General features: G+C 36.9%; 13 protein-coding genes and 1 tRNA gene. 9 read left to right on the forward strand and 5 right to left on the reverse strand.

Annotated features, from left to right (window positions below; translation table 11 throughout):
- Positions 1–169 precede the first annotated feature (169 nt).
- Positions 170–1423, reverse strand: coding sequence for an MFS transporter (locus tag L3V46_RS17030; protein WP_239046342.1), 1254 nt, complete (start codon positions 1421–1423; stop codon positions 170–172).
- A gap of 154 nt (positions 1424–1577) precedes the next feature.
- Between L3V46_RS17030 and L3V46_RS17035 the strand changes: the two genes are divergently transcribed.
- The 4 genes from L3V46_RS17035 (at position 1578) to L3V46_RS17050 (ending at position 4661) form a co-directional block, all read left to right on the forward strand.
- A complete protein-coding gene (locus L3V46_RS17035) occupies positions 1578–2204 on the forward strand; it encodes a 1-acyl-sn-glycerol-3-phosphate acyltransferase (RefSeq protein ID WP_239046343.1) in 627 nt (208 codons plus the stop codon).
- A 61-nt stretch (positions 2205–2265) separates the two neighbouring features.
- A complete protein-coding gene (locus L3V46_RS17040; protein WP_004819500.1) occupies positions 2266–3183 on the forward strand; it encodes a patatin-like phospholipase family protein in 918 nt (305 codons plus the stop codon).
- Between the two features lie 138 nt (positions 3184–3321).
- Positions 3322–3783 carry an NfeD family protein gene (locus L3V46_RS17045; protein WP_004819499.1) on the forward strand — a complete coding sequence of 154 codons (462 nt, stop codon included), beginning with the start codon at positions 3322–3324 and terminating at the stop codon, positions 3781–3783.
- Between the two features lie 26 nt (positions 3784–3809).
- Complete coding sequence (locus tag L3V46_RS17050; protein ID WP_004722624.1) at positions 3810–4661, forward strand: SPFH domain-containing protein; 852 nt, start codon at positions 3810–3812, stop codon at positions 4659–4661.
- 523 nt (positions 4662–5184) lie between these two features.
- Here L3V46_RS17050 and L3V46_RS17055 read toward each other — a convergent pair.
- From L3V46_RS17055 to prpF, 3 genes are all read right to left on the reverse strand, one after another.
- Positions 5185–6096 (reverse strand): farnesyl diphosphate synthase, encoded by a 912-nt coding sequence (locus L3V46_RS17055; RefSeq protein WP_004819495.1) that lies wholly within the window; start codon positions 6094–6096, stop codon positions 5185–5187.
- 148 nt (positions 6097–6244) lie between these two features.
- Positions 6245–7204 carry a diguanylate cyclase gene (locus tag L3V46_RS17060; protein ID WP_034616133.1) on the reverse strand — a complete coding sequence of 320 codons (960 nt, stop codon included), beginning with the start codon at positions 7202–7204 and terminating at the stop codon, positions 6245–6247.
- Between the two features lie 257 nt (positions 7205–7461).
- Positions 7462–8649, reverse strand: a complete 1188-nt coding sequence (gene prpF / locus L3V46_RS17065) for a 2-methylaconitate cis-trans isomerase PrpF (protein ID WP_034616129.1) — start codon at positions 8647–8649, stop codon at positions 7462–7464.
- A 317-nt stretch (positions 8650–8966) separates the two neighbouring features.
- Between prpF and L3V46_RS17070 the strand changes: the two genes are divergently transcribed.
- The 3 genes from L3V46_RS17070 to L3V46_RS17080 all read left to right on the forward strand — a co-directional run bounded on the left by L3V46_RS17070 (position 8967) and on the right by L3V46_RS17080 (position 12399).
- Positions 8967–10337 (forward strand): amino acid permease, encoded by a 1371-nt coding sequence (locus tag L3V46_RS17070; protein ID WP_034616126.1) that lies wholly within the window; start codon positions 8967–8969, stop codon positions 10335–10337.
- Positions 10338–10409: 72 nt separating this feature from the next.
- Positions 10410–10482, forward strand: a tRNA-Arg gene (locus L3V46_RS17075).
- A gap of 408 nt (positions 10483–10890) precedes the next feature.
- Entirely contained in the window at positions 10891–12399 is a 1509-nt protein-coding gene (locus L3V46_RS17080; RefSeq protein ID WP_209826718.1) for a long-chain fatty acid transporter, read from the forward strand.
- 64 nt (positions 12400–12463) lie between these two features.
- On the opposite strand, the gene L3V46_RS17085 is transcribed toward L3V46_RS17080, so the two are convergent.
- Positions 12464–13078, reverse strand: a complete 615-nt coding sequence (locus L3V46_RS17085; RefSeq protein ID WP_004722639.1) for a carbonic anhydrase — start codon at positions 13076–13078, stop codon at positions 12464–12466.
- 323 nt (positions 13079–13401) lie between these two features.
- Here L3V46_RS17085 and L3V46_RS17090 point away from each other — a divergent pair, with 323 nt between their 5' ends.
- Both L3V46_RS17090 and L3V46_RS17095 read left to right on the forward strand, forming a co-directional pair.
- The gene (locus L3V46_RS17090; protein WP_096733379.1) at positions 13402–14451 is read left to right on the forward strand and encodes an alpha/beta hydrolase; all 1050 of its coding nucleotides are present in this window, start codon (positions 13402–13404) and stop codon (positions 14449–14451) included.
- The gene (locus L3V46_RS17095; RefSeq protein ID WP_239046344.1) at positions 14448–15458 is read left to right on the forward strand and encodes a hypothetical protein; all 1011 of its coding nucleotides are present in this window, start codon (positions 14448–14450) and stop codon (positions 15456–15458) included. Before L3V46_RS17090 ends, L3V46_RS17095 begins: the two co-directional genes overlap by 4 nt.
- Positions 15459–15478: the final 20 nt, after the last annotated feature.

Consider the following 15478-nt stretch of genomic DNA (forward strand, 5'->3'; position numbering starts at 1 on the left):
TCAAACCGCACTAATCAAACAATTTATTTTACATCATGACAATATATTATAATCTTAACTATCCCTAAGAAAAATTATTTAATCTATTTCATTCAATCAAAAAACCACTAATCATCGCACCACATACTCAATAGTAATTATACTCATTATCAAACCCAAGCCCACAATATTATGTATATTGTATATTTTTAATCCAATACATAATCGGAATTAGGCAAAAAATACCAATCACTAAAATCAAACTTAAAAAATTTAAATATCCCAATTGATCGCCAATCACGCCACTTAATGTATACAGTAACCCACTGATTGTTGCCATAACAGAGACCTGAAAAGTGAAATCTGTACCTGCATGTTCATGACGACTATATTGCATTACTAAAGTTAAGATCACGACTAGAAGCATTGCAGCACACATATCTTCTAAAGCGTTGATCAAATAAATTAACCACGGCGCTACAAAGTGCGATTGTTCATATTGAGCTGCTAACCATACGAATCCCGCTAAACTGATCAATTTCAAAATAGAAAATAAGATTAAGGCTTGGTGACGCTTTAGTTTTTTTAGCAATAAACTGGCCAAACCTGCACCGAATAATGCAGAAAATGCCCCCAACATCGTGATATAAATGCCGATTTGAGAAAGACTTAAGTTAAGATCAACCAACAAAGGCTTGGTAATGGGACCAGTAAAGCCATCGGTTATTTTGATGGTACAAAGCACAAAGAACCACGTTCTTAATTTTTTATTGGCAAAAAAGTAGCTTAAGTAGGTTTTAAATTTTTCAATAAAGTGCTTTGCAGCTTGATTCTGTAAATGTGGTGAAGCAGCCTTTTTCAAGTGTTCTGGTTCTTGATAAAACCAGATAGGAATTGTATTTAATGCCACAATGCCAGCCAAAATCAAAAATGTATTTTGCCAACTTAGCCAGTCCATTGCCCATAAAATTGCCCCGCCCCCAACAATAAATCCTAAACGAGAACCAATGACTTGAAACATATTCCCGATATGTTGCTGATCCCCTTTTAAAATACTCACCGCTAAACCATCCGTCGCGATATCTTGGGTTGCACCAATACTGTTCATACAGAGCAACGCCATAAAAAACAATAATAAATAAATCGGTTCATTCAGGGATTGAATCGGTAAAAAAGATAAAATGCTCAGGATAGCAATGGTTAAAACTTGGGTTGGAATAATCCAACTTCGATAATGCCCTTTGGAACGATGTCCAAAGCTATCCACAAAAGGCGCCCATAAAATTTTAATTGCCCAAGGTGCCATGAGTAATCCAAAGCCACCGATATGGGCCAAAGACACCCCTTGTGAACGTAAAATCACTGGTAAAGCATGGGTCATAAAACCAACAGGTAAACCTTGCGCCCAATACAGTGAAAATAACAACAAATAGGTGTTTCGCATGTAATCTAAGCTCGAACGATGTCAATATAAATGGGCCTAATTAGATCTTGTATGTATTGCTTTAATCTACGAATTTTGTAATATTTGCATTTTGCAGATAGTTACTATTAAGCAAAAACTAAAATCAATACAAGAGCAGTCATATAAAAACACAATGTCACAAAACTTTCCGATCATACCAGATCAAGTGCCCCAACGTGGTACAAGCACCAGTCGTAACATCTTTAAAAACCTTTACTTAGTTCAAGGCTGGGGATTTGAAGGTGAATTTCCCAACTTACCCAAAGCAGTGGTATTTATTGCACCACACACTTCGAATTATGATGGTTTATATGCTTTCCTCGCCATGTTAGGTATTGGTGTTAAAGTCACAATTTTTGGCAAAGATAGCTTGTTTAAACCACCACTCAAAGCACTTTTTGAATGGATTGGCGTGATTCCTGTGCATCGTGATTCACCGCATGGACTCACTCAACAGATTGTTAAGGTTATACAACAACAAGATAAAATTTGGATTGCAATCGCACCTGAAGGTACCCGGAAAAAAGCGGAAAAAATTAAAAGTGGTTTTTATCATATTGCAATGGGCGCCAATATACCGATTGCAATTTTTTCGCTCGATTACGAGAAAAAGCGAATTCACTGTTTGGGTACTTTGCAACCTTCTGGAGATTATGAGCAAGATTTAGCAGAAATTTTATCGCGTTTTAAAGGTAACTTTTCACCTAAAAGGCCTAAATTATTATCGATCCCTTTACAAAAACTATTGAAAAATGGCTAGAAAAAACAGAGACAATCTGTTCAGATGTGCAACATATATTTTGATCAAAAGTAATACCCCCATGCGTTTTAAACAACTCGGTTTTATAGGCTTATTGGGTCTAGCCCTTGTTGGCTGTGACAAAACCACCAAAACACCAACTCAGACCACGGCAATTAAAGCACGTGAGCCTGTTATTGCGATTGCTTTAGGTGGCGGCGGTGCAAAAGGTTTCGCTCATATTGGTGTGCTCAAGGTTTTAGAATCTCATGGGATCAAACCTAAAATTGTGACTGGAACCAGTGCTGGAAGTTTTGTCGGCAGTATCTATGCCAGCGGTAAAACCCCCTATCAAATGCAGCAAATTGCACAGCAATTGAAAGAATCTGATTTGCGTGATTTAACCTTAAATAGCCAAGGTATTGTTCTTGGTCAAAAACTACAAGATTATGTCAATCGTAATGTTGCCAATAAACCGATTGAACAATTTCCAATCCGTTTTGCAGCAGTTGCTACACGCTTAGACAATGGTAAAAAAGCAGAATTTATTAAAGGGAATGCAGGCCAAGCAGTTCGTGCTTCTTGCAGTATTCCCAATGTTTTTGTACCCGCAACCATTGGCAATACCAAATATGTTGATGGCGGCTTAGTTAGTCCAATTCCGGTCCAAACTGCACGTGATATGGGGGCAGATATCGTGATTGCGGTCGATATTTCTGCACGTCCAAGTGGTAGCCAACCGATGAATATGTGGGGCTTATTGGATCAAACCATTAATATCATGGGACAACAAAGTATTAACAATGAGTTAGCTCAGGCCAATATTGTGATTCAACCTAAAGTTGGGCACTTAGGCACGCTTGATCTTAAGTCCAGTAACCAAGCAATTTTAGAAGGTGAAAAAGCAGCCCAAGGCAAAATCATCGCCATTCAAACTGCAATCAATAACTTTAAGAAAACACCTGCTGCATTAAAACCTGCACCACGAGCAAAATTTTAATAGCGCAAAAGGGTTCATATCATCAAGCATGATTGAAAACGAGAATAATCACGTTTTTATATGCATCACTTAAATGATCTGCTACATTGATATAGATGATCCGTCATCTATATCAATGATAATCACTAGAGTAGATGTATGAACTTTATTTTTGAACCGTGGCATTGGTTTGTACTTGGCATATTGCTGATTCTATCTGAACTGGTGTTACCAGCGTTTGCTGCTTTATGGTTTGGTATCGCTGCAGTTGTGGTCAGTATTTTGTTGTGGTTATTTCCAAGTATGAGTTTCACCCTGCAAGTCGTATGCTGGATTATCTTATCCATCATTTGTACTGTGGCGTGGTTTAAATTCATTAAACCTCTATCTGTAGATAAAACCAAAGCTGGGCTTTCTCGTGAAGCAACCATTGGTCAAACGGGTATGGTCATTCAAATTGGGCTTAGCCATGATCAAATTCGTGTTCGTTTTCCAATGCCTGTTTTGGGTTCTGATGAATGGAATTGCCGTACTTTATCGCCTGTACAAGTAGGTGACCGTGTACGTGTGACTGATATTTTAGGTAATGATTTAGTGGTACAACTACATTCATCATCTTAATAATGAAGAATAAAGAGGAAAATTAAATGGGTTTTGGTTCTATTGTTGTTTTAGTCTTATTTCTGTTTGTGGCTGTGACCATTTTCAAAGGCGTGCGTATTGTTCCTCAGGGTTATAAATGGATCGTACAACGTTTAGGTAAATATCACACCACACTAAGTCCAGGTTTAAACTTTGTCATTCCGTATGTGGATGAAGTAGCTTATAAAGTCACCACTAAAGATATTGTTTTAGATATCCCATCACAAGAAGTCATCACCCGTGATAACGCGGTATTGGTGATGAATGCTGTGGCTTATATCAATTTAACCACACCAGAAAAAGCGGTGTATGGTATTGAAAACTACACTTGGGCAATTCAAAATTTGGTACAAACTTCACTCCGTTCAATCGTCGGTGAAATGGATCTAGATGATGCATTGTCATCACGTGATCATATCAAAGCGAAATTAAAAGCGGCGATTTCTGATGATATCTCAGACTGGGGTATCACACTAAAAACCGTGGAAATTCAAGATATTCAACCATCACACACCATGCAATCAGCGATGGAAGCCCAAGCTGCTGCGGAACGTCAACGTCGTGCAACTGTGACCAAAGCAGATGGTGAAAAACAGGCCGCTATTTTAGAAGCGGATGGGCGTTTAGAAGCCTCTCGCCGTGATGCGGAAGCTCAGGTTGTATTGGCTGAATCTTCACAGCGTGCCATTGAAATGGTGACCTCTGCTGTGGGTGATAAAGAAATCCCTGTTGCCTACTTACTCGGTGAGCAATATGTCAAAGCAATGCAAGACATGGCCAAATCGAATAATGCCAAAACTGTTGTGCTCCCAGCAGATATTATGAATACTATTCGCGGTGTGATGGGTAGAAACTAATTTAGCGCGGTAAAAATCGTTAAAAAATAGGCAGCCGATGGGTTGCCTATTTTTTTATTTTTAAAAATGCCGCTTAAGTTTTAAGGTTGAACAATTGATCCTTTTTTTTCCGTCATCTATAGTTAAATTTCACGCTACTAAAAATCCTCTCTTTGCATCTGCATTCGAGATTTAAAGATCGATATTAAAATGAAATTATATAAAATACAGAAAGATGAAGAGTTTGAAGATGATGGGCTTTGCTCTATTACCTTTTGGTTCGAGGATGACCCACCGAGATATATAACCCTATGTCGGGATGAACTAGAATGTCCAAGCAGTATTTACATTGAATATACTGATCAAATATATGGATTTAAAACCAGAGACATCGAATATTCATTTGAAAACGGACGATTAACCCTAAAGCTGTTGGTTAATTCGTTCAGATGGAATAATTCCAGTGATATTGAAATTTATATCCCCGAAGCGGAAATTGACTCAGTGACATCCATCATGGAAAAAATATTTGATCTCTATTAAATTAGCTTTTTCTTGCCAACAAAAATTGCGAAATTTGATTCAATTCCTGTGCATCCTCACCAAAATACGCTAAAGCTTTAAATGCCTGGTCATGTAATTGTTGCGCATAAATTTTGGCATTTTCTAAGCCCATTAAGGCAGGATAGGTCGACTTATCTACTTGTTGATCTTTGCCCGCAGTTTTGCCCAAAGATTCAGTGTCAGACACCACATCTAAAATATCATCTTGTACTTGAAATGCTAAACCAATCGCTTGACCATATTGACGCAATTGTGGAATGGCTTGATCTGTACCTGAAAAAACTGTCACGGCAGACAGCATAATTGCAGCTTGGATTAAAGCCCCTGTTTTATTGCGATGGATATTTTCTAACTGTGCTTGATCAACATGTTTGCCTTCAGCCTGTAAATCTAAAACCTGACCACATACCATTTTTGAACTTGCTGTGGCTAAGATTTGCATCTGTTTAAGAATAATACCCTGTTCAACAGCTTGACCTTGATCGAATAGACGGCTTCCTAATACCTCAAATGCCATCGATTGTAAAATATCACCTGCCAATAGCGCTGTATCTTCACCAAAAGCCACATGACAGGTTGGCTGTCCGCGACGTAACAAGTCATTGTCCATACATGGCAAGTCATCATGTGCCAATGAATAGCAATGAATAAACTCAATCGCAACCGCAGCTCTACGCACGGCTGCAAAATTCGGATTATTTTGTTTTAATTGTGCAGTTGCATAACTTAAAGCAGGTCTAACTCGTTTTCCACCTAACATCACCGTATGATGCACTGCAGATTTTAATGGCTCTGGCAATGAAAAAGCATCTAAAGCAGCTTGTAAATCTTGCTGAATTTGCACTTGCGCTCGTTTTAAAATTTCTGCATTAACATTGGGAATAGAAGTCACATCTGCCTCGGTTTGTACGAATCGCTAAAACTAAAATCAGTAGTTTTAGATACATTGGTAAATTGGGTGAGTCAGAACATTCTACTATGAGTCACTATAATTCTCATCCTTTAATTCCAACGCAATCATTTGAATAAGTGCAAGGCATCTATATTTCATTTTTTAATAAAAACAGTGAGTTTCGGCCTTTTTCTTTGGCAGAACGTACTGCAAACTCTAATTTTTGTAAGACATCCACCTCAGTTGGCTGATTGTGTGGATCTAAATGATAGATTCCGATAGATGCAGTAAGATATTCATTATTACTACCAAACAATATCTTTTCATTGGTGACTGCAAATTTAAGCCGTTCCGCAAGCGTCACCACTGCCCACTCGGTTAGATGTTCAATCACAATAACAAAGCTTGCTGAATTTAAGCGAAAAATTTCTGCTTCTTCAGTTTGAGCAATCGCTTCATTTAATACAGAACCGAGCTGTATTAGAACCTCATCACCTGCAGTATAACTATTGAGTTGATTAAATCGTTTAAAATTATCCAAATCAATTTTAAGAAAAGACAAATGCGAGTCACGACTTTTTTGCCAGACTTTATCTAAATAATGCTCAAAAGCAAAAGCATTCTGTAAGCCTGTGACAAAATCTAAATAGAGATGATCGTGCAATTTTTTATTATTTTGCAAAAGTACATTTTCACGGCGCTTCAAACGCGTTATATCCGAACATACGACTACCACTGTTTCAATCTCATCATATTGGTTACGTATTGCTTTAAAATAAGAAAGATAAAATTTTCCTTTGACGTAGAATTCTTGTTCAAAATAATTTTTATTTTTTGAGAAATAACGCATTGCCTCATTAAAATGTGCATAAACAACGGTCGAAAATGTATTGAGTAACTTATCAAACAAGTACAATGCATCACTTTCATAAATATCAGCAAATTTTTGATTTACCCCTAAAAACCGCGCTTCCTGATCAAATAAAGCGATGGGTAAAGGAATTTGTGAAATAAAAGAAACCAGATGCAATTTATCAATATCTTGTAAATATTCAAAAACTTTGATGTCTTCAAGGCTATCTCGTAGTTTTTTAGACTCTTGTTCCATACGCCACCTCGAAGCCAATAAATTTTTAATCTATTGAAATCAGCATTTAATGTATTAATTTTTTACAACAGCAAATCATCAGAATTGCTATCACATAAAGTAAGTATGATAAAATACTGTAACTATTTTGCCACACACAATACAAAATTAGTACTTTTATTGATGTAAATCACAAAAAATAAACCTTGCAGATGCAAGGTTCTAAAAATTTCAACGATCAAATCACTTAAATGCTATTTGAAAGCAGATAAAAACGATTAAAAACTATCTGCTGGCACTCGAACCCAACCCTCCATCAATACACGTGCACTACGACTCATGATGGCTTTCTTAACAACCCATTGCCCTTTTTCATTTAGAGCTTGTGCACCCACGCGAAGTGTTCCAGAAGGATGTCCAAAGCGTACTGCTTCCCGTTCACCGCCTCCGGCAGCCAAATTCACCAAGGTATTTGGAATTGCTGCAGCTGTTCCAATCGCGACCGCAGCTGTTCCCATCATGGCATGATGTAATTTACCCATCGATAATGCACGCACCAATAAATCTGTATCGATTTCACTCACCTGTTTACCACTAGAAGAAGTATAGCTTTTAGGTTTGGATACAAATGCCACTTTTGGGGTATGTTGACGATTAGCCGCTTCATTGATGTCTTGGATTAAGCCCATTTTTACCGCACCATAAGCACGGATTTTTTCAAAGCGCGCTAATGCTGCTACATCACTGTTAATATCGTCTTGTAATTCAGTTCCGTTGTATCCAAGCTCTTCGGCATTTAAGAAAATTGTAGGAATACCTGCATTGATCAAAGTTGCTTGAAATGTACCAATTTCAGGAACCTCTAAGCTGTCTACAACATTTCCCGTAGGGAACATTGCTCCACCATCCTCCCCGTCATCAGCAGGATCTAAAAATTCAATTTGAACTTCTGCCGCTGGAAAAGTGACACCATCCAATTCAAAATCACCCGTTTCTTGAACTTGTCCCTGAGTAATAGGCACATGGGCAATAATTGTTTTATGAATATTGGCTTGCCAAATACGAACTGTACAAATACCATTTTCTGGAATCCGATCAGCTGCAACCAAACCATTACTGATTGCAAATGAACCGACAGCAGCGGTTAAATTACCGCAGTTGCCACTCCAATCTACAAATGCTTTATCAATAGACACTTGCCCAAACAGATAATCAACATCATGATTTGCTTGTGAACTCTTGGCTAAAATAACTGTTTTACTGGTACTTGAAGTCGCCCCGCCCATCCCATCAATCTGTTTTCCATATGGATCTGGACTACCAATCACACGGAGTAATAACTGATCGCGGGATTGCCCCGCTATTTGTGCACGTTCAGGCAAATCATCGAGTTTAAAGAAGACACCTTTACTGGTACCACCACGCATATAGGTTGCTGGGATTTTGATTTGTGGTGCAGCGCTCATTTTATCGTATTCCTTTCAATTCTCTTTGTTGTCTAAAATAATGAATCTTCATTCAGTTTTATACTACCCTTTTTTTGAGTAAAATACTGACAGATTGACTTAAGTCTTAAATAAATCTTGGCATAAAGCTTAAATATTAAACAGATTTAGTTTGCTTTGAAAATTTACAATTAATCTTATTTCATTGAAAATGAATAAAAAAATTCAATATATTATTTTTTGACCTCACAGTTCCTTTCCATACATCTATCGCATACTAGGCTAAAAGTAACCAATCTATTACAATAATTAAATTCGCATAAATAGAGTTGTACACATTGAGCAACGAGTCTACACAATTACAGCGTGGACTTAAGAATCGTCATATCCAATTGATTGCCATGGGCGGTGCAATTGGTACAGGATTATTCTTAGGTTCAGCACATGTGATCGAAAAAGCTGGGCCATCCATTATTTTGGGTTATGCCATTGGTGGTTTGATCGTTTTTTTAATTATGCGTCAGCTTGGGGAAATGATTGTACATGAACCCGTTGCCGGTTCTTTTAGCCATTTTGCCAATAAATATTGGGGTAAATTTCCTGGTTTTTTAACCGGTTGGAACTATTGGATGCTGTACATCCTAGTTGCAATGACAGAATTAACTGCGGTCGGCAAATACATCAATTATTGGTGGCCTGAAATTCCAAACTGGGTGTCTGTACTGTTTTTCTTCGTTGTGATTACACTGGTCAACTTAGGAAATGTGAAATTTTACGGTGAATCCGAATTTTGGTTATCCATCATTAAAGTCACTGCTATTGTTGCAATGATTGTATTTGGTATTTATTTGGTTCTGACCGCAGATGTAAGTTCAGGGATCGCTTTTTCAAACTTATGGTCTCATGGTGGCTTTTTTCCAAATGGATTTGACGGCTTATTCTATATGCTGGCTTTCCTTATGTTTGGTTTTGGTGGTATTGAATTAGTTGGTATGGCTGCGGCCGAAGCCAAAGACCCAGAAAAAACTATTCCTAAAGCGATTAATCAAGTTGTGCCACGTATCCTTATCTTTTACGTAGGTTCAATGATTATTCTGTTGTCTTTGGTGCCTTGGAACCAGTTAAATTTTGGTGGTTTAGATAAAAGTCCATTCGTTATGGTCTTTAGTATGATTGGGATTGCATGGGCAGCTCATCTGGTTAACTTTATTATCTTAACTGCTGCATTATCTGTTTATAACAGTGGGATGTATGCCAATAGCCGTATGCTTTATGGTTTAGCAAAGCAAGGCAATGCACCTAAAATTTTTACCAAAACCAATAAACACGGTGTACCAATTCCATCCGTATTACTTTCTGCATTTTTAATTTTGGGTTGTGTACCTTTAAATTATTATTTACCAGAAGATGCCTTAAGTCATTTGATGTATGTGGTGGTTGGTGCTTTAGTTTTAAACTGGTTAATGATTACACTCACGCATTTGAAGTTTAAGCGTGCTCTACGTTTGACCAATCAAACCAGTAAGTACCCTGCACTTTGGGCACCTGTTAGTAATTTTGTGGTGATTATTTTTATTGGTATCGTTTTATATATCATGTGGGATCAAGGATTTAAAGAGTCTGTATTGATGATTCCTGTATGGATTACCCTGATGTTAGTCCTGTTTGATATTTTAAATCCAAATGAAATAAAGACTGAAGAAAAATAAATCTAACACAAAGCTATTATTTCGATAATAGCTTTTTTTTCATATGCATATACGGTAAATTATTTGCTTATTGTGCCCTTAGCTTAACTGGATAGAGCAGTTGCCTCCTAAGCGACAGACGTGGGTTCAAGTCCCGCAGGGCGCACAATTGAACAAGAATAAAAAGTGAGTTTTTATCTTTACAAAGATTTAATCTTGACCACTTTATATTGCCGAATAAAATCAGCTTTATTTTGACCATCTGGTTATATTTTATGCAGCCCATCAAGTCCTAAAATATCTATATTTTATTATTTTCAGTTTAATTTTTTTCAATATCTCTATAAATAATCTCATCTTTATATTTTTTTCTACATTCTCTCTCTGCAAACTAAACTACATAGTTCATTTTTTTTTCACTAATTCATACCCTAGAGTATTTACTCTTATTTTTTATATGTTATTTTGTAAATAGAAGTAACTTTGAGTTGTATATTTAAGTATCAAAATTATTTCTCATTCAAAACTTAAGTACTTCAAAGTATTCATTTTATTATATTAGGGAAAAATTAAAATGAAATTAAAACATTTATCAATCGCGATAATTGCTGCAAGTTTGCCAATGACTGGTGTTTTTGCCGCAGCAATGGATCGCTCAGGCCAATCTATTTCGGCATTCCTTCAACCTAATAATTATTTTGAAGCTGGTATTTCAGTTTTAGACCCAACTGTTGAAGGTCGAGAAGCGGGAGATACGCCTAAACCATATCGTGAAATCAATGATATGGGAGATGATTATTACTTTCCATCAGCAGCGATTAAATTACAACTAACAGATCAAGTTTCATTTGGTCTTTTATATGACAAACCATTTGGTGCAGATGCTGCATATTCTGGTGAAAATGCTTTCGTTTCATCTGATCACGATACTGTATTGCCTCTAGATCGATTAACCGCTCTGCGCAACAGTACGATTGACTCCACATTTAATGCAATGACTGCACAACAACGCGTTGGTGGATTCCTGCAAGCTCAAGGTGTTGACTTAACCACGGCAAATGGTCAACAGGCACTTCGAGACTCATTGACTAGATATGGTACTGACGCTACATATAAAGCAGGTATTGATGCTGCAGTAAAAAATGTTGTTACAGGCAGAATTGATCAAGGTATTGCAGGAGCAAATAGTACACTCGGTAAGGGCAACACCAAAGTTAAAGTCGATACCCAAAATATTTCAATGATTTTTGGTTTTCAACCCATTGCTAACTTAAACTTCTATGGTGGTGGTGTTTACCAAACCATTAAAGGGAATGTTAGTCTGCGTGGTCAAGCATATAGCTTATATAATGGCTATGATGCAAATATCAAAGAAACTGGCGGCGTGGGTTGGTTAGCGGGTGCTGCATATCAGATTCCAGATATTGCATTAAAAGCATCGGTAACTTATCGTTCTGAAATTGATCATGATGTGAATATTAATGAATCGATTCCTACACTTGGTGCATTAGCATTACTTGGTGATACTGGTACTGCTGCGGCAAAAGCAATTGCTGCTGCCAACGGTAAAACGACAATTACAACGCCACAGTCTGTTAACATCGATTTACAAACAGGGATCATGGCAAATACCATTGCTTTTGCAAACCTACGTTGGGTAAATTGGAAAGACTTCTCAATCCAACCGTTAAAATTTGGTAAAGTTTCTCAAGCAATCGGTGGTCTAGTTAACCGTCCAAATGGTTTTAACCTAGTTGAATATTCTGATGATCAATATACAGTGACAGCGGGTGTTGGTCGTAAAATCAATGACCTATGGTCAGGAACTGTTGCAGTAGGCTGGGACTCTGGTGCGGGTAACCCTGTTTCAACTTTAGGCCCTACAGAAGGTTATTGGAATGTGGGCTTAGGTGTCCAATATAGCCCTACGCCTGCAACGTTCATCGCTGGTGGTGTTAAATACTTCTGGTTAGGTGATGCAAAAGCACAAACAGGTGCTCAATCAGGTGGCGATACTTATGTTGCAGAGTTTAAAGATAACAATGCAATCGCTTATGGTTTAAAAATTGGTTATAGATTCTAAGAGTCTATACCGATAAAAAAATCCCACTTAAAGTGGGATTTTTTTATGATGACAATTTCAAACATTAAAAATCATAAAAAGAAACTTCGCCCGTTTCCAAAGAATATTCAGCACCAACAACTTTTAATTTACCTTTAGCAATTAAGTTTTCTAATACGGCTGAACCATGGCGTAATTGATTAACTGAAGCAAAAACATTTGATTTTACTGCATGCATTGATAGCTTTTCTAAGTCATCTTTCAACTCAGTTTGCATTAAAATTTCAACTGAAGGACGCACACGGTTTACAATTGACATAAGATTTGCAGAAGGTGGTGTATTCGGGTTCTTCAACGCTTCAATCGTTGAATGAATCGCACCACAATGGCTATGCCCTAAAACAACAACCAAGGGACAGCCAAAACTATCTGCGGCAAATTCCACACTGCCCACTTGCGACGGTGCAACAATATTACCTGCAACACGAATCACAAATAAATCACCGAAACCTTGGTCAAAAACCATTTCTGCCGGAACACGAGAGTCTGAACAACCTAAAATAATGGCAAATGGCTCTTGGCTGTCCATCATTTCAGATCGTTGCTGATGCGTCAAAAATTTAGTCAGATTGGTTTCACCATGTGCAAAACGTTCATTACCCTGTTTTAATCGTTCTAAAGCTTCTTGAGCAGTTAGCATGTCCTTTGTTCCATTGTGTGGAGAGTGTGATTATTTTAATGCCGCAAAATGTGAAAGTCACTGACTAAAAATAAACTCTGTTACAATTTTTGTTATGGAGCGGTTAAGGGCCTAATTTTTAAAAATACATAGATATAATTCACAGTTTAATTAAAATTGTTTAACTAAAATACAAAATAATCTCTATATTAGTTGAGTTGAACACTGAAACTATGGCAAAAAACTTACAAATAAGACTTTCTCGGCAAATGTTGAAAAAATTATGATCATGAATAATATTTTTACTTTATATAATGCCTAGTCTTTTACTCGGAACCCTATGCATGTCTGAACTGGCCCATAAAAAAATTCTTCATTTTTTAAACAGCATATTGTTAAGTTTGACTGCGATCGGTGTATTGTTTTTAGGTAGTCACAACAATGCAACTGCTGCCACACCAGAATATGTGGATTATTTAAAAATTGTACAAGAAGAACGTGCTTGGGCAGGATTAACGTCTAAAACATTGCGTGTGGGTGATGTTATTTGGTCTTATAGTGAAGGCGGTTCTAAAGATAAGCCAACTGTTTTACTGATTCATGGTCTAGCCAGCAGCCGTGATACATGGAATGATATCGCGCAGTCATTGACCCCATATTACCATGTGATTATTCCAGACTTGCCTTCAGCAGGAAGTACCCAAGTTCCAGCCAATTTTGATTTATCTGTACCCAATGTAACTGAGCAACTTAGACGCTTTATTGAAGCTGCACATATCCAAGATAATTTAAATATTGCAGGGCATTCATTAGGTGGAACCATCGCAATGTTTTATGCCTCACAGTATCCATTTGATACGAAAAGCTTATTTCTGATGAGCACTGGGGGTATTTTTAAATCAACAAATACCAATTATTTAAGAAATCCGATCTATCTCAAACAATTATTAATCACACAAAAAGGTGATTTAGATTTTGTGATGAAAAAGGTGATGTTTAATCCCCCTTTTACTGCCCGTGTGATTAAAGATGAACAAGAAAAATTATTCATTGCAAAATCTCAAGACACAGCCAAAATCATCAATCAAATTGACGCACTCAATCGACTCTATACCCCTTCAACTTTTACCACGATGTTAAAAAACATTGAAGCACCCACCCTGATCCTTTGGGGAGAACAAGATCAGATTGTAAATGCGGATGTTGCAAATGAATTAAAATCGGTATTAAAACGCCCTGAAACACCAATTATTCTACAACGTGTTGGGCACATGCCATTACTTGAAGCACCTGAACGAGTTGCGGATTACTATTTAAGCTTTTTAAACAAAGTACAACCTTTGCAAAACCCATTGTCTGATCAAACACATGGACAAATTGAGTTCAAAAAATGAAAAATCAACTTATTGAACAATTGATCGAAGCCCAACTTGGCTTTTTAGATCAAGAATTTTCACAGGCTGATACGATTAAAATTGAGTTTACTGAATTTTATCACTGGTTTAGAAAACAGCCTTTAAAACAAATTTGGTCTTTTGCACAAATTCATGATTTATTGTCAAAGCAAATTTTAGCAACACCTGCAAACAACTTTCTCATTGAGCAAATTGCTGAACATATTCGTTTTGCTTTAATTCATCCAAGTAATGATGAAACGTTAATTGAAGATATTATTCCAGTCACCACGATTGATAAAATCGCACAATATGTCGCAAGTAAATCGGGGCATCGCCAAGCCTTGATCAAACGTGTTGTCAATAATCCAGCCTTTTCAAGCATGTTAACCCAACTGATCCATCACTCTATTCAAGACTATATTGATAATTCAGTCATGAATAAAAAAGTCCCCGGTGTGGGCCGTTTTATGAAAATGGGAAAATCAGTTTTAGAATCGGTTACCGACACGAATTTAGACGATACAGTTAAGCATTATCTGCAAAAAAATATTATTAAAATTAGTCAATTGAGTGAACAAGTCATTAACCAACAGTTTGATGACAATAAGCTTTATCATTTTCAAGCCAATTTATGGCATAAAATTAAAAAAATACCGATTGCTGTGTTGCGTAATTATGTTGAAATTAACGACCTACCTAAAACTGTAGCTATGGGTCATGAAATATGGGAACATATTCGCCAAACAGATTATTTAAAGAAACAAGTGCATGATGGTGTACTGACTTGGTATGTGCGTAATGAAGAACGCCCTTTTGATTTAATTTTAAGTGATATCAATATTGATGAAGCATTGATTCAAAATGAATTACAACAGTTACTTGAACCTGTTATTCAACAGATGATTGCTTCTCAACACTTAAAAAACCGTGCACGGATTTATCTGGAAAAATTTTATTATTCAGATGAAACGTTAAATATTCTCAATATTGAAAAAGGCGCATAAAGCGCCTTTTTCATGATTAA

The organism is Acinetobacter sp. AG3 (assembly GCF_022343575.1).
GTDB lineage: Bacteria > Pseudomonadota > Gammaproteobacteria > Pseudomonadales > Moraxellaceae > Acinetobacter > Acinetobacter guillouiae.

What these genes read in the sequence shown, in the direction of transcription:
- L3V46_RS17080 (WP_209826718.1), top strand. Translation starts at nt 10,891, where the DNA reads ATGAAATTAAAACATTTATCAATCGCGATAATTGCTGCAAGTTTGCCA.
- L3V46_RS17040 (WP_004819500.1), top strand. Translation starts at nt 2,266, where the DNA reads ATGCGTTTTAAACAACTCGGTTTTATAGGCTTATTGGGTCTAGCCCTT.
- L3V46_RS17090 (WP_096733379.1), top strand. Translation starts at nt 13,402, where the DNA reads ATGTCTGAACTGGCCCATAAAAAAATTCTTCATTTTTTAAACAGCATA.
- L3V46_RS17085 (WP_004722639.1), bottom strand. Translation starts at nt 13,078, where the DNA reads ATGCTAACTGCTCAAGAAGCTTTAGAACGATTAAAACAGGGTAATGAA.
- L3V46_RS17045 (WP_004819499.1), top strand. Translation starts at nt 3,322, where the DNA reads ATGAACTTTATTTTTGAACCGTGGCATTGGTTTGTACTTGGCATATTG.
- L3V46_RS17030 (WP_239046342.1), bottom strand. Translation starts at nt 1,423, where the DNA reads ATGCGAAACACCTATTTGTTGTTATTTTCACTGTATTGGGCGCAAGGT.
- L3V46_RS17095 (WP_239046344.1), top strand. Translation starts at nt 14,448, where the DNA reads ATGAAAAATCAACTTATTGAACAATTGATCGAAGCCCAACTTGGCTTT.
- prpF (WP_034616129.1), bottom strand. Translation starts at nt 8,649, where the DNA reads ATGAGCGCTGCACCACAAATCAAAATCCCAGCAACCTATATGCGTGGT.
- L3V46_RS17060 (WP_034616133.1), bottom strand. Translation starts at nt 7,204, where the DNA reads ATGGAACAAGAGTCTAAAAAACTACGAGATAGCCTTGAAGACATCAAA.
- L3V46_RS17050 (WP_004722624.1), top strand. Translation starts at nt 3,810, where the DNA reads ATGGGTTTTGGTTCTATTGTTGTTTTAGTCTTATTTCTGTTTGTGGCT.
- L3V46_RS17035 (WP_239046343.1), top strand. Translation starts at nt 1,578, where the DNA reads ATGTCACAAAACTTTCCGATCATACCAGATCAAGTGCCCCAACGTGGT.